The organism is Sinorhizobium sp. 7-81 (assembly GCF_030124405.1).
In the GTDB taxonomy this organism is placed as follows: domain Bacteria; phylum Pseudomonadota; class Alphaproteobacteria; order Rhizobiales; family Rhizobiaceae; genus Sinorhizobium; species Sinorhizobium psoraleae.
This window is the reverse complement of sequence record NZ_JASKLT010000002.1, coordinates 169,963-188,396: the sequence shown is the minus strand read 5'-3', so window position 1 is coordinate 188,396 and position 18,434 is coordinate 169,963. Positions and strand designations below refer to the sequence as shown.

The window sequence follows — 18,434 nt, the reverse complement described above, 5'->3', positions numbered from 1 at the left end:
GTCGGATAAGCGGTGTCCGGAGACTCGGCAATGAACAGCCTTGACACCCGGGGTCATCCAACGAGCAGTTCATTCGAGGATCTCATTGCGGCTGTCGGTAAAGTGGCAAAGGGGGTCGCACTATCTCAGTGCGTTCATTGGGTTTTCCGTAGTGTGCTTTTAGTGGTGCTTTCGTACCCGGACTCTGGGTCCGGTGCTATTGTTAAGCGCGCCCTTCATTGACGCGAGCATCGACCAATGAAATTCATAACCCATTAGTTAATGGAAGTCGCTGAAATATCATTTTACTTAACCAGATCAAAGATCCAATTTGCGACGGAGGAGATCTGCCGTGCAATTCGCCCGTATCAACGACATCACGATTCATTATCAGGTGATTGGCGCGACGGGAGAAAAGCCCGTCCTCGTCTTCATCAATTCGCTCGGCACGGATTTCCGGATCTGGCGCGATGTCGTCGTCCGGCTTGCCGGTGAATTCGCGATCGTTCTCTACGACAAGCGGGGCCATGGCCTTTCCGATGTCGGCCAGGTTCCCTATTCGATCGAGGATCATGCGACCGACCTTGCCGCCTTGCTCGATCTGCTCGCGGTCCGCCAGGCAATCGTCTGCGGGCTCTCCGTCGGCGGGCTGATCGCGCAGTCGCTCTATCAGCGCCGTCCCGATCTGGTGCGTGCGCTCGTGCTTTCGGACACCGCGCACAAGATCGGCACGGCCGACATGTGGGACGCGCGCATCGCCGCGATCGAGGCCCACGGGATCGAGGCGATTGCCGACTCTGTACTGGAGCGCTGGTTCACGCCGGCTTTCCGGCGGCCGGAGAATGTAGCGCTCATCGGCTATCGCAACATGCTGGTCCGGCAGCCGGTGGCGGGCTACGTCGGAACCTGTGCCGCAATCCGCGACGCAGATTACACGGAGGCGGCCAAGAAGATTGCCATTCCCGTGCTTTGCGTGGTCGGCGAAGAGGACGGTTCGACGCCGCCGGATCTGGTGCTCTCGACGGCGCAGCTTATCCCCGGTGCGCGCTACGAGGTGATCCGCGACGCCGGCCATATCCCCTGCGTCGAACAGCCTGAGATATTGACCGGGCTACTGCGGCCATTCTTCGAACTCGTCATGCATGGAGACAGGAAAGATGAGTGACGCCTCCGCGCCCTCCGAGCGCTATCGTCAAGGCATGGCGACACGGCGCGCCGTTCTCGGCGACAAGCATGTCGATCGCGCGCAATCGGCCGCAACCGATTTCGATCGACCCTTCCAGGATCTGATCACCGAAGCCGCATGGGGCCATGTCTGGTCGCGCCCGACCTTCACGAAACGGGAGCGGTCGATCGTCACCATTGCGCTTCTAGCCGCGCTCGGCCAGGACGAGGAAGTGGCGATGCATGTCCGCGCGACGGCCAATACCGGCGCGAGCCGCGAGGATATCTGCGAGGCGCTGCTGCATGTGGCGATCTATGCGGGCGTGCCGGCGGCGAACCACGCGATCAAGATCGCCAAGCAGGTCTTGGCTGAAATGGATGCCGGCAAGGCGGTCTGAGAGGAGCAATGACGATGTCGGACAGGCAGAACCGCAAGCCCGAAACAGGCGCCTTTTTCCAGCGCGACCGCGACTGGCATGCGCCGGCCTTTACGCCCGGTTACAAGACCTCCGTGCTGCGCTCGCCGCAAAAGGCGCTGCTTTCGCTTGACGGCACGATCTCGGAGATCACCGGTCCGGTCTTCGGCCATTCGATGCTGGGCGAACTCGACAACGACCTGATCCACAACTTCGCCAAACCCGGCGAAAGCGCGATCGGCGAACGCATCATCGTGCACGGCCGGGTGCTCGACGAGCGCGGCCTGCCCGTGCGGGGTGCTTTGCTCGAGTTCTGGCAGGCTAATGCCGGCGGGCGCTATCGCCACAAGAAGGAAAGCTATCTCGCTGCGCTGGACCCGAACTTCGGCGGCTGCGGCCGGACGATCACCGATGACGAGGGTTGTTATTTCTTCCGGACGATCCGGCCGGGCGCCTATCCCTGGCCTAACGGCGTCAACGACTGGCGGCCGGCGCATATCCATTTCTCGATCTTCGGGCACGGATTCGCCCAGCGACTGATCACGCAAATGTATTTCGAGGGCGACCCGATGATCTGGAAATGTCCGATCGTCAACACGATCCCGGACCGCCGGGCAATCGAGCAACTGATCGCGCCCCTCGATTGGGCGAACACGATTCCGATGGACGCGCGAGCCTACAGGTTCGACATCGTGCTGCGTGGGCGCCGGTCGACGTTTTTCGAAAACCGACCGGAAGGCAACTGAGGGGCAACCGATGGTTCAGGAACTTGGCTATCTCAAGGAAACCGCCTCGCAGACCGCCGGGCCCTACGTTCATATCGGCCTGACGCCGAACTTCTGCGGCATTGCGGGCGTCTACGAAGCCGACCTCGGCGCTTCGATGATCAATGAGAAGACGCTCGGACAGCGCATCACCGTCAACGGCCGGGTGATCGACGGCGCGGGAATGCCGCTCAGGGACGCGCTGATCGAGATCTGGCAGGCGGATGCCGGCGGCCTCTACAATTCTCCCTCGGAGATGCGCGGCGCCGCCGATCCTAATTTTACCGGGTGGGGCCGGTGCCCCACGGGCGCCGAGGATGGCGTTTTCACTTTCGAGACCGTCAAGCCGGGCCGTGTGCCATTCAAGGACGGCCGCCTGATGGCGCCGCACATCACCTTCTGGATCGTCGCGCGCGGCATCAATATCGGCCTTCATACGCGGATGTACTTCCCGGACGAGGCGGCGGCCAACGCCGAGGATCCGCTGCTTGCCCGCATCGAACATCGCCATCGCGCCGCAACGCTTGTCGCGGCGGGCGCGGCGCCTAGTTATACATTCGACATTCATCTCCAGGGCGAGAAGGAAACCGTCTTCCTGGATATATGATCATCGTGCGGCGGCCTTGACCGCGTTTGCTTCGTGCCTTTGACGTCGCTGCTCCCGCGCCGCGGAAGCACGAGATCCTGGAGATGTGGAATGACCTACTCGGCCTTTGATCATCCCTATCTTTCCGGTCTTCTCGGTGACGAGGTCGTCGCGGCGGAATTTTCCGCCGCGGCCGATATCCGCGCCATGCTCGCCTTCGAGGCGGCGCTGGCCCGGGCCGAAGCGGAGCACGGCATCATTCCGCGTTCTGCGGCCGATCGCATCACCGAAGCCTGTCGCGCCTTTTCCCCGGACGTCGTGGCGTTGCGCCGCGCGACGGCGGCAGACGGCGTCGTCGTTCCGGAACTCGTCCGGCAACTGCGCCTAGCGGTTGGCGGCGACGCCGCGAGCCATGTGCATTTCGGGGCCACCAGCCAGGATGTCATCGACACCAGCCTGATGCTGCGATTGAAAGCGATCACCGAACTCTTCAGCGGCCGGCTCCGCGATGTCGTCGCGGCGCTCGACGAATGCGACCGGCAGTGGGGCTTTCGTCCCTTGATGGGGCGCACGCGCATGCAGGCGGCGATCCCGGTTACGGTTTCGGACCGCCTGCGCTCCTGGATCGAGCCGCTCCTCGACCACCAGGACCGCCTCGAGGCCATGGACCGCGACCTGTTCGCCGTGCAGTTCGGCGGCGCCGCGGGCACGCTCGAAAAGCTCGAGGACAAGGCGGAAGCCGTTCGCGAGACGCTCGCCGAGGAGCTTGCGCTGGTCGATTGTCCGCAATGGCACAGCCAGCGTTCGGCGGTCGCGGATTTCGCCAATCTGCTATCATTGATCACCGGCACCCTCGGCAAGTTCGGCCAGGACGTCGCGCTGATGGCGCAAACCGGCGAGGAGATCGTGCTCTCCGGCGGCGGCGGCTCCTCCGCCATGCCGCATAAGCAGAACCCGATTGCTGCCGAAGTGCTTGTCACCTTGGCACGGTTCAATGCAACTCAGCTCGCGGGCGTGCATCAGGCTCTCATCCACGAGCAGGAACGCTCCGGTTCCGCCTGGACGCTCGAATGGTTGATCCTTCCGCAAATGGCGGGCGCGACGGCGGCTGCCACACGGCTTGCGGCGGAACTTGCGGGCAACATCAGGCGATTAGGGGGCGCGTGACCCACCCGCCGGTGCTCCAGGCTTCTGGCGATTGCCGCCGCTGGGGCCGCGTCGCAATACTTCAACTGAGATTTGCTCAGCTCCATTCCAGCGGTTCTTAGGCTCCTTGCTTGCGTCAGCGCAAAGAGGATCGGGACGCGCCGGCCTAACACGGTCGACGGAGAAATTGGGAGCCGCCAATGGTTACGAGCGCTCGCGACCGCCGCCTGGAGTGGGAATACGCAACGCGTATTGCCGAACTCCTCTGCAACCCCCGAGGTCCGGGCTCGGACGACGTCTACCTGCTTGAACTCATGGAATTTCGGCGCAATCACCCGAGTGGTCAGGAGCCAAACACGTTCCGGTGCCGACGAGGTTAGCCCGAGTGTCGACCGGACTGCTTGCCGCATCGCTCTGGTGTAGGCAGGCCGATGATATCAACGGTGATCGCCCCCGGCAGTCTCTTAATCGACATATTCGCTAGATTATCTGTTAACCTGCGCTACCATGTCCTCGGCGCGTTTCGCGAGTCTCGCCGGCGCCGACATGCCTGAGGAGCGTCGGCCGGTCGCCGGTAGCTCACGAGCGCGCGAGTGCCGGAGCTTCGGATCTTGGCGCACGCCTTGCGCGTTCCGAGGCTGGTAACCAGGGGACAACGGATCAGGAGGCGCCTTTGCTTTACGATGTCGCAGTTGTCGGTTCGGGGTTTTCGGCGATCGCGGTGACGATCAATCTGCTCCATCTGTTGCCAGCCTCCACTTCCATTGCGGTCGTAGGCGACGACCCCGGGTTTGGAAGGGGCACCGCCTATCGGACGGAGTTCTATGTTCATCGATTGAATGTCCCCGCCGGGCGTATGAGCGTCGTTCCGGAGAAGCCCGACGATTTTGTCGAATGGCTTGAAGAGCATATGAAACAGGTTTCTGCGGACGGCTTTGCTTCGCGGGGAGACTATGGTCTTTATCTGCGCGACCGGCTGGCGTCGCTGTTGCGCGGCCACGAGCGCCGCGCGAGAGTGGATTTTGTCAAGGCCAAGGCGACAAATTGCACTCATTGCAGCAAGGCGGGACGTGTCTTTCATCTCGACAATGGCGGCGAACTGAGCGCGCGAAACGTCGTGCTCTGTCTCGGCGTCGGCAATGCCGATCTGCCGCTCGCGGCGGGAAAAATCGACGCTGGCGTCGAAAGGCGCATCGTGCGCAATCCCTGGCGGCTGAGCTGGCTCTCGAAGGTTGGCGCCAGCGACACGATCTGCATTCTCGGATCCGGTTTGACGATGATCGATCAGGTGCTTGCATTGCGGGTTCATGGTCACCGGGGGCTTGTCCGCGTCCTGTCTCGTCGCGGCCTCCTTCCGCATGCGCATCCGCCGGCAGATCGCCGGGCGCCGGCCGTCGAGCCAAAGCTTGGGCGTTCGCGAGAAATCAGCGCCTTGCTCGCGGGCTTCCGCAAGCAGGTTCGCGACGGAGCCGATTGGCGCGGCCTGATGGATGGCTTGAGACCAGTGACGCAAGGGCTATGGCAGCAACTGACGAAAGAGCAACGCGCCCGCTTCCTGCGCCACGGCCTCGCGTGGTGGAACATCCATCGCCATCGGATTGCCCCGCAGATATCCTCGCGCGTCGACACCTTGAAAAGGGATGGCATCGTCACGATCCATGCCGGCTTTCTGGAGACGATCCGGGAAGGACCGCGCGGTGCACTGGTCTCCTATAGAGAAAGGCAAAGCCGCCAGCCTCGTTCGTTCAATGCAGATTGGATCGTCAACTGCACCGGCATGGAGCGGGCCGGCGTCAAGCACTCGCCGCTGCTTCGGCAAATGCAGCAACAGGGGCTGATTGCCGCCGACGAGCTTGGCCTCGGTCTTTGTGTCGACACGGAATCACGCGTGCTTGGTCTGCCGGAAGAGCCGCAGCCGGGACTTTATGCGGTAGGCGCTTTGACTGCCGGTCAGTTCTGGGAAATCACGGCGGTTCCGGATATCCGGGTCCAGGCGAAGAGCGTGGCAAGCGCGATCGCCGAGACGTTGCGCGTCTGATATTCGGTTAGCCTGTGGCTAGAGCATTTTGCAGTCAGGGGGTCACCTGACGTCGCACAAATGCGGCAAAAACAAACAGGTAGAGCGGTGGCGCGAACGCACGTGAGCCCATTCCGCTCTAGATCACGATGATTTTGGGTCGAATCGACCCAAAATCATAAACGTCATCGATTCTAAAAAGTTAGAGCGGGATGCGGGCGGAAAACTGAACACACTTTTCCTCATCCCGCTCCAGGGCCCGAGGCTTGCCACGGAACTTGCCGGCAATATCGGCGTTGGAGCGCCGCTTGAGGACTGTCGAAAAAGATGCCGGACCGCTTCCTGAGAAGCGGTCCGGCGTTTCAAGGCAATCACGCAGCAGTGTCAGGCAGTCAGGCCGACCGGGCAATATTCCAGTCGAGCCGGCGTACGTCCCTCTGCATTTGCGCATAGGACCAGGTCGGTATCCTGCCGTGATGCATCGCCGCTACTTGGGTTGCGTCGGCCTGAATGTTTCGCTCCTCGCGACGCAGCCTGTTGAATGCGACGGAACTGAGCTTGCCCGACGAGCGCTCCGCATCCATGCGATGATTGGCGGTACGGAGCTCGTGGAGGATGTTGGTAAGCCGCGGCTGTTGCACGACGGCGGCGGAGGTCATGGGCCGGGCGACCGGGGCGGGAGGGGTCATTGCATCGTCGTTGCCGAATATTCCCTGGTAATAGTCGCCGTTCTCGGGACCGGGCGACGGGGTACCCTCGTGGCGTGAGGCTGCCAGGGCGCCGCCTGCGGCGAGCGACAAGGCGAGGGCTGCGATTGCGGATGTCTTGATGAGCGAGCGCATTTTGCGTCTCCTTGAACACGGGAAGCGATGAGCTTCCAGTCGGGGCTGTCTCATACCGTCGCGTCGCGATCTGTTTGGTCGCCGGAAGTATTCAGCCTCGAGAAAAGGAATAGATCCGGAGGCGACATAAGTCACATTAACAATAAATAAAGTTTCCCCGCCCTCATTTGACAAAATTCTGTCAAATTCCGGGGTGACCGCGGCGTAATATCTTCGAGAACTATTAGAAAATTCAGGGCTTTTGGGTTAAGCTTCTGGGGTTGTCCAAAGTATGTAGCGTCCGTTCATGAACAAACTGTAATATTTTGGAAGATAGTGTCGTTTCCAAGCGCCCGAGGCTTTACCTGCGGTTTAGACGGGGTCGTTTGTCGTGCGTTTTCGTTTTATTGCCGCCAGCCGCTCGCTCTCACGCCCATAGTAGTGCTCAAGCGAGGGTAGTGTCGACTTGAGCTCGTTTAACAGGGCCTCGTCGATGCTGACGGCGTCGCGGTACTTCGCTTCGATGTAGGCGAGGTGCCGGGCAAGCGCGGCTTCGGAGGCCCCTTCTGCGACCGTGAAGACCGGTGAGACCTCACTTCGCCCCTTGACGGTGATCCGGTCGATTTCGGCGATCGGAAATTTCACCGCCGCGAGCTTCGCCGTGCGCTCCCCGAGCAGCAGCGAGATGCCATAGTCCTTCGACGCCCCTTCCAGACGCGACGCGAGATTGACCGCGTCACCGAGCGCCGAATAGTCGAAGCGGCGGGCAGAACCCATGTTGCCGACGATGCATTCGCCGGTGTTGATGCCGATTCCGATGCGCAACGTCTTGGGCGGGCGTCCTGCCGCCCGTGCTTCGGCTTCCAGTTCCGCGTTCAAGCGGTCAAGCGCGGCGAGCATGTCGCGCGCCGCCTCAACGGCGTGGACGGCATGATGGGGGTCGTCGAGCGGGGCGTTCCAGAAGGCCATCAGGCAGTCGCCGATATATTTGTCGATTGTGCCGCTCCGGTTGAGCACGGCCTCCGACAGCGGCGTCAGCAGCCGGTTGATAAGCGTCGTCAGCCCCTCCGGATCGTTCTTCATGTCTTCCGAAATCGTCGTAAAGCCGCGAACGTCGCAGAAGAGGATCGATAGCGTGCGCCTCTCACCACCGAGTTTCAGTTGCGAAGGATCCTGCGCCAGCCGCTCGACGAGCGCGGGCGAGAGATATTGCGAGAAGGCGCGTGTGATCTCCCGCCGCCGTTTGCGTTCCTCCGCATAGTCGAGGCCTGCCTGTCCGACCGCCACTCCGAAGAAAGCCAGTCCGGGGCCGAGCGGCGAGACGAAGATATGGCCGAGGCGCATCAGGCCATAGCTTGCAAGGAAGATCAGGGTGATCGCAATGGCGCCGTAGCCGAGTGTCCTCCAACTCGTTGATCTGGAGACCGCCAGAGCCGCCGCCAAGGTGGCAAGGATGATCGCCGGTATGGCAATCGTCGTACCTGACCGCTTGATGAACAGCCGGTGCACGAGATTGTCGTAGATCGTCGCCTGGACTTCCGCGCCGGCGACGAGGCCGCGCGAAAAGACCGTGTCGGAGATGGCAAAGGCATCGACCCCGCCTTCCGCGAGTGTCGGTGCATTCTGCAGGCTCAGCCCCACGATGACGACGCGATCGCGAAAAGTGCCCGGCGGCAGGAAATTTTCCGGATCGAGTGCCTGGTAATAGGAAACGGTCGGATAGGTGCGCCCAGGGCCGAAGGTCTGGATCAGTGCCCTCCTCGGCGGCGGTGCCGGCTCTGCTCCGGCGACGGTCGCGAGCGTCACAGCGAAGCCGTCCGTGTAGGGTGGAATCTGCCTGAGCGTACCGTCGCCGCTGAGATTGACCGAGGCGATGCCGATTTTGGCCCCCTTGTCCGTGAAAAGCGGCAGGGGTTCTGTACGGACGAACTGGTCGGCCTGCGGCGTCTCGATCACCGACTGATCGCCGGCAAGCACGACGTCGGGCCCGAGGGCCTCGGCCAGCGCCGTGTCGTTTTCCGGGGCGGCGGCCGGCTCGGCAAAGATGACGTCGAGCGCAATCGCCCGCGCGCCGTCGCGCCTCAAAGATTCGATCAGGCGGGCATGCAGGGCGCGCGGCCATGGCCACTGGCTGCCGATTTCCGCCATGGATGGCTCGTCGATCGCGACGATAATGGGGCCATCTTCCGGTAGCGTGGGCCGGCCGATGATCGACAGATAGTCATAGGCGCGCAGATCGACGAGCGACCAACTGCCAGTCAGCGAGACAAGCGAGACGAGGGCGGCAACGAAGGAGGTCAAGACGGCAAGCTTCATCCGCCGCGTGGAGCGGCGAATTCGATCGATTGCCGCGGAAAAGCGTTGGGGGACGAGCGCTGGAGCAGGCGTGTTCATCAGAACCGCACTTTGACGGTGCCCTTGACGGTAGGCCCCCAGCCCGGAAGGCCGTCTCGCACCTCGAACTCTTCGTCAAGCAGGTTGAAGCCGGCGAGTTCCACTTCGAACCGTTTGTCGAAGGGCTCCCATAGGAGGGATGCGTCGAGGGTCCAGAAGTCGTCCAGGGTCGTGGTGCCGCCGAAACGCTCGCCAATGTAGTTTGCTGCGACCGTCGTCCTGACGTTGGCGGTGCTGACCCAGGTCAATGCCACCTGTCCCGAGTTTTCCGGCAGGAACGGGAGGTCGCCACTGCTCCCTGTCGAGAGGTCCTCGCTTTCGGTGCGGGCAACAGTCGCCGACAGGCCGAGGCCATGGCCGAGCGCCATGTTGGCCGTCAGCGCCAGGCGGTCGACTCTTGCCCGGTCGAAATCGAACTCGTTCGGCACGAACAGAATTGAAAACGGAATCGCGATCGAGCCGTTGCGGATTTCCTGATGCTGATAATCGACCGCGGTGAAAAGCCAGTCGCTCCATTCTGCATCCCATCGCAGGGCGAGGGTATCGGCATAACCCTCTGTACCGATGAGGAACTGGTTCGGTTGGAGGCCGACGATGCCGATGGGCGCCAGGGTGGCGGCGCCGAAATTATAGCCCTCGCGCTGAACGGCTACGCGCAGCCAATGGCCCTCGGCCGGCGCCCAGGCGACACCGAGCTTCGGTTCAAGTCGAATATTGTCGTCGTTGACGTCCTCGATGTAACGAGCAAAGAGCGCGGCCTCGACCTTCAGGTCCGGCGTGATCTCGTAAAGGCCATCGACATAGGCCCTCATGACCCCTGTGGTGCCGGATAAACTCGTGGAACTGAACGGCGTCGAAGGAGGGATAAGATCGTAATACTCCGCCTTCGCTTCCGACCTGACGGCGCCGGCCTCAATGCCATAGCGCCACGTCAGGTCACCGTCTCCGTAAAGGTGGTTCAACGCGCCAATGTAGCTCGTTTCCTTTTGCTCACTCCTCAGGTGCACAAGATCGGGAAACGGGATGTCCGAGAAAGCTAGCTTCGAGGCTTGATCGACCTCCCGGTCGCTGAAGAAGAACGCGGCATTGGCGATATTCTGATATCCAAATGTATGACTCCAGGCGACGCCGGAGATCAGGCTCGAGCCGCTGTCGTTGTTCAGCTGGTCGGCTGTAAGTGGGAATATGTCCGGATCCGGAGTGTCGAAAATATTCCGGCTGTCATCCACGTCCGCCATGCTCAAGAAGGCGACCACCCTATCGTCAGGAGACGGGGTTGCGGTCAGATAGGCGCTGCCGCTGATCAGGCGTGACTCACGATCGACCTCAAGGCTGCTTCCGAGGTCGACGGTATCGTGCGGCTCCGTCCATTGCAAATTGCCGAACACGCTGATCGGGAATGGCGAGAAGGTGAATCCTCTGACTTCGGCTTCACCGATCCAACCGGCGTGATCCTCGTCCGCCACGACACCGCCGCCGAGATCGACTTCGAAGAAGGGGGTTTGAAACAGGTCGGCCGCGCGTGCTCGGTCAGCCAGCATATGCGGTTCGATCAAAAGCCCCTGGAAGAAGGCCGAGAAGCTCGATGGGTTTTGCGAATTGGCGACCGGACTGCCGTCAAAATCATATGTATTGAACAGGGGATTGATGCTGCCGCGGATCGCCTGATCCACATAGGCCGCACCGACAAACGGATCGAACACGGCATCGCCATAGTATTGCCCCCAGGCGTCGAGACCCTGCAGACGAAAGGCGTTATTGAGCGTCGAGCCCGCGTCCTGGTTGGCGCCCAAAGCTGCCGTGTCGCCACCTTTGGCGCGGGTGCGCCGCATGGTTTCCTGGGCATAGCGGATGGCCGCATCCGCATCATACTCATCGATCGCAATTATCGTACGCACCTGCGAGACGACAGGATCGTTCGGATCGAGCCTGTCGGCGTTGTCGAGGGCCTGGGCCGCCGGGATGCGATCACCCTTCTCATAATGTGCGGCGGCGAGCAGGAGTTGGGCATTGGAGTAGGAAGGATTGGCCGTCGCGCCCGCGAGCAGGTCGTTGACCGCCTTGTCGAGATCGCCGTTTTGCAAATGGTAACGGCCGCGCGCGATGAGCGTCAGGTCGAAGGACGGATCTGCCGCCAGTGCCGCGTCGATCTCGCGCTTACCTTCCTCCATCCGGTTTTCGTCCAAGTACTGGATCGCGAGGTTCGCATGATAGAGCGGGTCACCAGGGTCGAGGGCGATAGCCTTTTTGAAGGCATTCTCTGCCGCACGATTGTCGCCGCGGCTCCCCTGGATAAGGCCCAGCGAATTCCAGATACGAGCATAACCAGGTGCTATCTCCAGGGCGCGTTCGAGGTCGGCCCGTGCACCTTCGCGATCATTTTCGACATAGAAACGGTAGTTGGAGCGCGCTTCAAGCGCGGTCGGATCTTCCGGATCGATCGACAGTGCCCTCTCGATGCCGCTTCGCATTTCCTCCCGATCGTAAAGCAACATTGCGAACAACGCGCGGGCAGCCGGCAGCATGGGATCGTCGGGATACCGATTTTCCGCCTTCTTGATCGTCTCGATCGCGGCGCGGATGTCGGTGCGGAACCCCGCGGTCCACGCCTCGGCCAACGTGCCGTAAGAACCAGTGGCCTGATTCGGCGGTTCTTCGACCCGGTCGGGATTTGCAAGAGCGCGGGCGAAATAGCCACCATAGGAGGCGATGGAGCGGCGTTTGGCATCAAGCCCGGGAGCCGCTCGTGCGAAGAGCTTTGCGGCTTCTTCGTAGCGGTTTTCTGAACCGGCTATCAGACCGTCAATAAGATCCCCCCGCGCCGATTGCGAGGGCGAGAGACCGTGGCGCCGCGCCTGCGAAAGGGCAGCGCGCGCCTTCCCCCGCCCGTCGAGCGGGAGGTAGATCTCCGCGAGCGTCAGCCAGTCTTCTGCCGATCGAGCTGCCTCCGGCAGCGACTCGATGCGCGCGCGTTCGCGCCGCATATCGGCAACCCTGAGCGGCGTCGACGGCATCCAGACGAAGGCATCGCGCAGCGACAGATGGAAGAGCATCTGCTCGCGGTCTTTTGGCGTGACGATCACGATCTTGGTTGGCGCACTGCCGATCGCCGCCACGGCGCCTTCGCCCTGGTTCACGGTCACGCTGCCGTAGGCATTGCTAAGCTCGACCACGCCCTCGAGAACAACCAGCGAGGTCTTGCCATCGGCGCCGACGGTCAGCGTCCAGTCCGTCCCGCGGATGGCGGCGGTTGCGGCGGGTGTGTCGATCACCAGGCCTTCGCCGCCCCGCTCGGCGCGGGCCCAGATCGTGCCTGATTGCAGTTCCAGATTAGAGCTGCCTGCGCCGATCTGTTTGACGCGCAAGGCGGTGTTTCGTCCGAGGCGGATCTGCGTGTGGTCTCGGAAGAGGACGGCGAGCGCGCCCACCGCGTTGGTGCGCAAGACGTCGCCGGGGATCAGGTCCTGGGCGAGGTCAACGACCCGCCAGTTGGAGACATCGACGAAGCGAACCTCTTCGCCGGATTTGCGGGCGATGACGGAGCCGGCTGCAGGCGCCGGTCGCGGAATCGGTTCGGCAAACGTCGGCCACGGCGCAAAGAGCGCCATGGCGGCAAGCATGACCCCCGATAACTTTCCCCTCACTGCCGAGTTCCCCACCTCGCCTTACGAATCCAGTGGATTTTTAGGAGAAAAAAGTCAAGTTCCCTGTGGTGCGACGGCCTTTTTTGTCGCTACGGTGTATTAAGAGGGAAACAGTGTGAGGGGGCTGGTGTAAATGGGGATTAGCGAAAATCTATACAACATTGACCTTTCGGATGAAGTATTGCCGCTGGAGCTTGGACCAAGCGCCTATTACGATCACATCCGGAAGATCAACGACGTCTTCTACGACCAAATAAAGATGTCCGACCAGAAGGCGGCCTATATCTTCACTTTTATGTTTGCGTTCCTGATCAGTTCGGCCGAGGGACGAAACGTGTTCACCTGGCAACGCTATCTCGGCGATGATCCGTTGGCGATGATTTTATCGGCATTGCTGGCGCTTGCTTCAATCTTTTCGATCATTTCGGCGATCCTCGTCGTTCTGCCGCGAAAGAGCGCGACCTCAACGACACTCTTTTGGGGCGGCTGGCTGTCGCACCGCGATACGTTTCGCAAAGCGGCGACAGGCGGCGAAACGGCCTATCTGTTTCAGCAATATATCGAGAATGCTGACGCCCTCGCGTCGATCGCGTGCAGCAAATACCGCTTCGTCAATTTCGCTTTTCGGGGATTGATTGTCACGGTGCTTGCCTACGTCGCGATCCTGGTGACGGGCTAGCGTCAACCTGCATCATAGCGCCCTCGCTGGATGACGAGCGTCTCGTCAGGTCATGCGGCGTTTGTGGAAAATGCCCTTGAACGGTTGTCGGTGGCGCTTCTTCGATTGTTCGCGAGGGGATTGTCTGCCGGAAGTTTGTCCTGCATTCGGAGTTGCCTTGGAAAAGCCCAATCGGCAACTAACGTTGCGACTCCTACCGTCTACCAGCCCTTCCTGTGCTTGATTGCTGAACGATCGAGCGCCAGCCACCGCTGCCGATCCCGAAAAGGAGACCATGAATGAAGAAGAGTTTTGCCGTGAAGGCGTCCGTCGCGGCGCTGGTTTTCGCGGGGACCGTTGCCGCCCACGCAGCCGACGTCCCAAGCTATCCGGCCCAGGCGCCGGCGCCGACGGCTGAGGCAGATCTGCATGGTGGCGTGAAGATCGGCTATCTCGACTGCAATATCGGCGGCGGCGCCGGCTATGTTCTTGGCTCGGCGAAGGAAGTTGACTGCGTCTTTCGTTCCACCCTCGCCGGCGAAGCTTCGGATCACTATGCGGGCGAGATCAGGAAGCTCGGCGTCGATATTGGTTTCACGACGCGCAGCCGGCTGATCTGGGCCGTGCTGGCGCCGACCGCCGGCTATCACCGCGGATCCCTGGGCGGCATCTACCAGGGTGCGTCCGCCGAAGCGACCGTAGGCGCCGGCGTAGGTGCAAACGTGCTCGTTGGCGGCACCGCTGGCTCGATCCATCTGCAGGCGATCAGCGTAACCGGTCAGCTCGGGCTCAATATCGCTGCCGCCGGAACGTCGATGACGCTCAACGCCGTCAACTGAAGCAATTCCAAGTGTATAACGGTTTTTCCGTCCGGAATTGCATCGTTTCAATGATCTAGCCGTGTCGTTGCCGTTCCGTCTCGGCCCTGACGGAAGTATACAGGGTCCGATTGATTTGCGGGGGAGCGCGTGGGAACAATCGTTCGTTCTTGTTTGCTGGCGGCCTGCGTGGCGGCATCGCCTGCTGTGGCGTACGCCGAATGGCAGGCCGTCGAGAAGGTGCGGACCTACACCATATCGGGAGATACCGGTGCCGAGCTCTATGCATCGATCGGCGAGCGGGGGCCGAAGGTTGGCCTCGTTCGCGCGATCGCGCATACGGATTTCAAACTGACCTGGACCCGGAAGTACGAGCCTCAGGGCAATGCCTGCGTCCTCTCTTCTGCCCGGCCGAAGCTGACGATCACCTATATGCTGCCCGAGCCGGCAAGTACCTTGCCGTCGGGGGAGCGGGAGAGTTGGGAGACGTTCATCGCCGGCGTGCACAAGCACGAACGGGTGCATGGTGATTTCATCAAGGACATGGTGCGGCAGATCGAAAGCGTGTCAATAGGCCTGACCGTACCCGATGATCCGGCGTGCCGCAAAATCAGGACCGAGCTGACCAAGCGCCTCGGTGAGCTTTCGCTTGCGCAGCGGCAGCGAAGCCGGGATTTCGACCGGGTCGAGATGAGCGATGGCGGCAATGTTCACCAGCTCATCCTCAAGCTGGTGAACGGGCACTAAGGCAATTTCAGAAGTGTATGGCGGTTTTCCGCTCTGAATTATGCAGATTCAAAGATTAAAGCCATCCGTTAGGCGTAACGGACGAGGAATTCCTCGGCGGTCAGATGGCGGAAATCGTCGAGTGCGCGCCTGAGCCGCGCGTGGTCCCAGTCCCACCAGGCGAGCCGATCCATGCCTCGGCCGATCTCGGCCGTAAACCGCTCGCGGATGAGCTTTGCGGGAACGCCGCCCACGATCGTATAGGGGGCGACGTCCTTGGAGACCACGGCGCCGGCGCCGATTACCGCGCCGTTGCCGACGGAAACCCCCGGCAGGATCGTCGCGCCGTGGCCGATCCAGACATCATGGCCGATCGTTACCCGGTTCTGGCGCCGCCAGGCAAAGAGATCGTGGTCGAGGTCGGCGTCGTCCCAATAGTTTGGCGCGCGATAGGTGAAATGGTGCAGCGTCGCGCGCCAGGTCGGATGGTTGGTGGCATTGATGCGCACCGAGGCGGCGATATTGACGAACTTGCCGACCGTTGCGCACCAGATCGAGCCATCCTGCATAACGTAGGAATAGTCGCCGAACTCGACTTCGTCGAGCCGCGAGCGTTCCTGCACTTCCGTGTAGCGGCCGAGCGTCGAATTCACGACGCTCGCGCTCGGGTGGACGAAAGGTTCGGGCCCAAGTTTCTGGCTCATGCCGCCTGCTTCCTTGGCGAGAACTCGGACACGTCGATGATGCGGTCGGCAACCGCGTCGCGCACTTCCTCGTCGTGGAAAATGCCGATCAGGGCCGTGCCTTGCGCCTTCTTCTCGGCAATCATCTCGACCACGACCGCGCGGTTCTTCGCATCGAGCGAGGCGGTCGGTTCGTCGAGCAGCAGGATCTTGTGGTCGGTGATGAAGCCGCGCGCGATGTTCACCCGCTGCTGCTCGCCGCCGGAGAAGGTGGCCGGCGGGAGCGACCAGAGTTCCTTCGGCAGGTTGAGCTTCGCAAGCAGATCGGCCGCCCTTTCGCGTGCCACCTCGGCGGCGGCGCCGCGCGCCTGCAACGGTTCCGCGACGATATCGAGCGCCGAGACCCGCGGCACGACGCGCAGGAACTGGCTGACATAGCCGAGCGTCGTGCGACGCACTTCGAGCACAGTGCGCGGCTCTGCCGTCGCAAGGTTTACCAATCGGCCGTCGTGCTCCATCAGGATCTGGCCTTCATCGACGCCGTAATTGCCGTAGAGCATCTTGAGGATCGAGCTCTTGCCGACGCCCGAGGGGCCGCCGAGCACGACGCATTCGCCGGCCTTCACCGAGAAGGAGACATTCGCGACCACCGGCAGGCGCACGCCATCGCGCAAGTGCATGGTGAAGCTCTTGGCGACTTCTGAAACAACGAGTGGAGTAGCCATTGGTTCTTACTTTCCTTTGCGCATGATCTTGTCCGCAAACCGGATTCCACTTTTCGGGGTCATGCGTCAGACCTGCAAAATCGAAGAAACGAGAAGCTGGGTGTAGGGCTCGCGCGGGTCGTCGAGCACGCGATCGGTGAGCCCCTGCTCAATGACCGCGCCGTCCTTCATCACCATCATCCGGTGTGACAGAAGACGGGCAACGGCGAGGTCGTGCGTGACGATGATCGCCGCGAGCCCCAGATCGTGGACGAGCCCACGCACGAGGTCGAGCAGGCGGGCCTGCACCGAAACGTCGAGACCACCGGTCGGCTCGTCCATGAAGACGAGGCGAGGGGAGGTGACGAGATTGCGGGCGATCTGCAGACGCTGGCGCATGCCGCCGGAAAAGGCGCGCGGCTGGTCGTCGATTCGATCCTCGTCGATCTCGACGCGGGTGAGCCAGTCGCAGGCGGCGGCTCGGATATTGCCGTAGTGCCGGTCGCCGACGGCCATAAGCCGCTCGCCGACATTGGCACCGGCCGAGACCGTCATCCTGAGGCCCTCGGCCGGGTTCTGGTGAACGAAGCCCCAGTCAGTGCGCATCAGAAAGCGCCGTTCGGCCTCGGCCATACGGGCGAGATCGCGGTACTGCCCGTCGCGCATGTGGTATTCGACGATGCCGGAGGTCGGCATGAGTCGGGTCGAGAGGCAGGAAAGCAGGGTCGTCTTGCCGGAACCGGATTCACCCACGATCGCCAGCACTTCGCCCGGGTAGAGCTCGAAGGAGACATTTCGGCACCCGATGCGGCTGCCGTAGAACTTCGAGACGTCGTTGACTTTTAGAAGCGGAACGGCGCTCATTCTGCGGCCTCCTGGCTTTCTGGCGTTGGGCGGGCGAGCATGTGTCCGGCATGGCCGTGTGCGCGCCGGTCTTCGCAATGGTCCGTATCGGAGCAGACGAACATGCGCCCACCCTTGTCGTCGAGCACGACCTCGTCGAGATAGACGTTCTCGGCGCCGCAGAGCGCGCAGGGTTTGTCGAACTTCTGGATCTCGAAGGGGTGATCCTCGAAATCGAGGCTGATGACCTCCGTATAAGGCGGCACGGCATAGATGCGCTTTTCACGGCCGGCGCCGAAGAGCTGGAGCGCTTCCGACATGTGCATCTTCGGATTGTCGAACTTCGGCGTCGGCGAGGGGTCCATGACATAACGGCCCTCTACCTTGACCGGATAGGCGTAGGTCGTGGCGATATGGCCGTTGCGGGCGATATCCTCATAGAGCTTCACATGCATGAGGCCATATTCCTCGAGCGCATGCATCTTGCGCGTCTCGGTTTCGCGCGGCTCTAGGAAGCGTAAGGGTTCCGGGATCGGCACCTGATAGACGAGCGTCTGGCCTTCCTTCAGCGTCTCCTCGGGAATGCGGTGGCGGGTCTGGATGATGGTCGCCTCCTTCGTCCGCGTCGTTACCGCGACATTGGCGACCTTCTGGAAGAAGGCGCGGATCGAGACGGCGTTGGTGGTGTCGTCTGCGCCCTGGTCGATGACCTTCAGAACGTCGTCGGGGCCGAGAATCGAGGCGGTCACCTGAACACCGCCCGTGCCCCAGCCATAGGGCATTGGCATTTCGCGCGAGGCGAAGGGCACCTGGTAGCCGGGAATGGCGATGGCTTTCAGGATCGCGCGGCGGATCATCCGCTTCGTCTGTTCGTCGAGATAGGCGAAATTATAGGTGGCAAGGTCGTTCATTCGGCGGCCTCCTTCATGCCGTCCTCACCGCCAGTGCGGGCGGCCTCGTAATCGCGGCGCATGCGGCGCACCAGGTCGAGTTCGGCCTGGAAGTCGACGTAGTGCGGCAGCTTCAGATGTTCGACGAAGCCGGTCGCCTGAACATTGTCGGCATGCGAGA

General features: G+C 61.9%; 17 protein-coding genes. 9 read left to right on the top strand and 8 right to left on the bottom strand.

The features are described 5' to 3' along the window. The first annotated feature begins 331 nt into the window (after nucleotides 1-331). The 6 genes from pcaD to QN224_RS08185 all read left to right on the top strand — a co-directional run bounded on the left by pcaD (nucleotide 332) and on the right by QN224_RS08185 (nucleotide 6,093). Nucleotides 332-1,144 (top strand): 3-oxoadipate enol-lactonase, encoded by an 813-nt coding sequence (pcaD, locus tag QN224_RS08210; RefSeq protein WP_283976246.1) that lies wholly within the window; start codon nucleotides 332-334, stop codon nucleotides 1,142-1,144. Beyond that, entirely contained in the window at nucleotides 1,137-1,541 is a 405-nt protein-coding gene (gene pcaC / locus QN224_RS08205; protein ID WP_173511708.1) for a 4-carboxymuconolactone decarboxylase, read from the top strand. The genes pcaD and pcaC overlap by 8 nt, the downstream gene beginning before the upstream one ends. A gap of 14 nt (nucleotides 1,542-1,555) precedes the next feature. Next, nucleotides 1,556-2,305: a protocatechuate 3,4-dioxygenase subunit beta gene (gene pcaH, locus QN224_RS08200; protein ID WP_283976245.1), complete on the top strand. Its 750-nt coding sequence runs from the start codon at nucleotides 1,556-1,558 to the stop codon at nucleotides 2,303-2,305. Between the two features lie 10 nt (nucleotides 2,306-2,315). After that, nucleotides 2,316-2,930 (top strand): protocatechuate 3,4-dioxygenase subunit alpha, encoded by a 615-nt coding sequence (gene pcaG / locus QN224_RS08195; RefSeq protein ID WP_283976244.1) that lies wholly within the window; start codon nucleotides 2,316-2,318, stop codon nucleotides 2,928-2,930. Between the two features lie 90 nt (nucleotides 2,931-3,020). Next, entirely contained in the window at nucleotides 3,021-4,076 is a 1,056-nt protein-coding gene (locus QN224_RS08190) for a 3-carboxy-cis,cis-muconate cycloisomerase (RefSeq protein ID WP_269286621.1), read from the top strand. A gap of 652 nt (nucleotides 4,077-4,728) precedes the next feature. Further along, nucleotides 4,729-6,093 (top strand): FAD/NAD(P)-binding protein, encoded by a 1,365-nt coding sequence (locus QN224_RS08185; RefSeq protein WP_283976243.1) that lies wholly within the window; start codon nucleotides 4,729-4,731, stop codon nucleotides 6,091-6,093. Nucleotides 6,094-6,464: 371 nt separating this feature from the next. Here QN224_RS08185 and QN224_RS08180 read toward each other — a convergent pair whose 3' ends face one another. The 3 genes from QN224_RS08180 to QN224_RS08170 all read right to left on the bottom strand — a co-directional run bounded on the left by QN224_RS08180 (nucleotide 6,465) and on the right by QN224_RS08170 (nucleotide 12,931). Further along, a complete protein-coding gene (locus QN224_RS08180) occupies nucleotides 6,465-6,914 on the bottom strand; it encodes a hypothetical protein (protein WP_283976242.1) in 450 nt (149 codons plus the stop codon). A gap of 351 nt (nucleotides 6,915-7,265) precedes the next feature. Continuing rightward, on the bottom strand, nucleotides 7,266-9,287 hold the full coding sequence (locus tag QN224_RS08175) for an adenylate/guanylate cyclase domain-containing protein (RefSeq protein WP_283976241.1): 2,022 nt from the start codon (nucleotides 9,285-9,287) through the stop codon (nucleotides 7,266-7,268). Continuing rightward, nucleotides 9,287-12,931 (bottom strand): FecR domain-containing protein, encoded by a 3,645-nt coding sequence (locus tag QN224_RS08170; RefSeq protein ID WP_283976240.1) that lies wholly within the window; start codon nucleotides 12,929-12,931, stop codon nucleotides 9,287-9,289. Before QN224_RS08170 ends, QN224_RS08175 begins: the two co-directional genes overlap by 1 nt. 133 nt (nucleotides 12,932-13,064) lie before the next feature. On the opposite strand from QN224_RS08170, the gene QN224_RS08165 reads away from it, so the two are divergent. From QN224_RS08165 to QN224_RS08155, 3 genes are all read left to right on the top strand, one after another. Continuing rightward, complete coding sequence (locus QN224_RS08165; protein WP_173511701.1) at nucleotides 13,065-13,610, top strand: Pycsar system effector family protein; 546 nt, start codon at nucleotides 13,065-13,067, stop codon at nucleotides 13,608-13,610. 278 nt (nucleotides 13,611-13,888) lie between these two features. Next, nucleotides 13,889-14,428 carry a DUF992 domain-containing protein gene (locus tag QN224_RS08160; RefSeq protein ID WP_283976239.1) on the top strand — a complete coding sequence of 180 codons (540 nt, stop codon included), beginning with the start codon at nucleotides 13,889-13,891 and terminating at the stop codon, nucleotides 14,426-14,428. Nucleotides 14,429-14,557: 129 nt separating this feature from the next. Then, nucleotides 14,558-15,154, top strand: a complete 597-nt coding sequence (locus tag QN224_RS08155; protein WP_283976238.1) for a DUF922 domain-containing Zn-dependent protease — start codon at nucleotides 14,558-14,560, stop codon at nucleotides 15,152-15,154. 68 nt (nucleotides 15,155-15,222) lie between these two features. On the opposite strand, the gene QN224_RS08150 is transcribed toward QN224_RS08155, so the two are convergent. The 5 genes from QN224_RS08150 to QN224_RS08130 form a co-directional block, all read right to left on the bottom strand. Continuing rightward, nucleotides 15,223-15,837 carry a DapH/DapD/GlmU-related protein gene (locus QN224_RS08150; protein ID WP_283976237.1) on the bottom strand — a complete coding sequence of 205 codons (615 nt, stop codon included), beginning with the start codon at nucleotides 15,835-15,837 and terminating at the stop codon, nucleotides 15,223-15,225. After that, nucleotides 15,834-16,541, bottom strand: coding sequence for a phosphonate C-P lyase system protein PhnL (phnL, locus tag QN224_RS08145; protein WP_283976236.1), 708 nt, complete (start codon nucleotides 16,539-16,541; stop codon nucleotides 15,834-15,836). The genes QN224_RS08150 and phnL overlap by 4 nt, the downstream gene beginning before the upstream one ends. A 66-nt stretch (nucleotides 16,542-16,607) precedes the next feature. Further along, nucleotides 16,608-17,384: a phosphonate C-P lyase system protein PhnK gene (gene phnK / locus QN224_RS08140; RefSeq protein WP_283976235.1), complete on the bottom strand. Its 777-nt coding sequence runs from the start codon at nucleotides 17,382-17,384 to the stop codon at nucleotides 16,608-16,610. Continuing rightward, nucleotides 17,381-18,274, bottom strand: coding sequence for an alpha-D-ribose 1-methylphosphonate 5-phosphate C-P-lyase PhnJ (locus QN224_RS08135; protein WP_283976234.1), 894 nt, complete (start codon nucleotides 18,272-18,274; stop codon nucleotides 17,381-17,383). Before QN224_RS08135 ends, phnK begins: the two co-directional genes overlap by 4 nt. Further along, nucleotides 18,271-18,434: carbon-phosphorus lyase complex subunit PhnI (locus tag QN224_RS08130; RefSeq protein WP_283976900.1), on the bottom strand; the 164-nt coding region annotated here is incomplete at its 5' end. The genes QN224_RS08130 and QN224_RS08135, both read right to left, overlap by 4 nt.

Excerpts from the sequence above, each read along its gene's own strand:
- pcaC (WP_173511708.1), top strand. The coding sequence starts at position 1,137 with ATGAGTGACGCCTCCGCGCCCTCCGAGCGCTATCGTCAAGGCATGGCG.
- pcaH (WP_283976245.1), top strand. The coding sequence starts at position 1,556 with ATGTCGGACAGGCAGAACCGCAAGCCCGAAACAGGCGCCTTTTTCCAG.
- pcaG (WP_283976244.1), top strand. The coding sequence starts at position 2,316 with ATGGTTCAGGAACTTGGCTATCTCAAGGAAACCGCCTCGCAGACCGCC.
- QN224_RS08190 (WP_269286621.1), top strand. The coding sequence starts at position 3,021 with ATGACCTACTCGGCCTTTGATCATCCCTATCTTTCCGGTCTTCTCGGT.
- QN224_RS08180 (WP_283976242.1), bottom strand. The coding sequence starts at position 6,914 with ATGCGCTCGCTCATCAAGACATCCGCAATCGCAGCCCTCGCCTTGTCG.
- QN224_RS08175 (WP_283976241.1), bottom strand. The coding sequence starts at position 9,287 with ATGAACACGCCTGCTCCAGCGCTCGTCCCCCAACGCTTTTCCGCGGCA.
- QN224_RS08165 (WP_173511701.1), top strand. The coding sequence starts at position 13,065 with ATGGGGATTAGCGAAAATCTATACAACATTGACCTTTCGGATGAAGTA.
- QN224_RS08160 (WP_283976239.1), top strand. The coding sequence starts at position 13,889 with ATGAAGAAGAGTTTTGCCGTGAAGGCGTCCGTCGCGGCGCTGGTTTTC.
- QN224_RS08150 (WP_283976237.1), bottom strand. The coding sequence starts at position 15,837 with ATGAGCCAGAAACTTGGGCCCGAACCTTTCGTCCACCCGAGCGCGAGC.
- phnL (WP_283976236.1), bottom strand. The coding sequence starts at position 16,541 with ATGGCTACTCCACTCGTTGTTTCAGAAGTCGCCAAGAGCTTCACCATG.
- phnK (WP_283976235.1), bottom strand. The coding sequence starts at position 17,384 with ATGAGCGCCGTTCCGCTTCTAAAAGTCAACGACGTCTCGAAGTTCTAC.
- QN224_RS08135 (WP_283976234.1), bottom strand. The coding sequence starts at position 18,274 with ATGAACGACCTTGCCACCTATAATTTCGCCTATCTCGACGAACAGACG.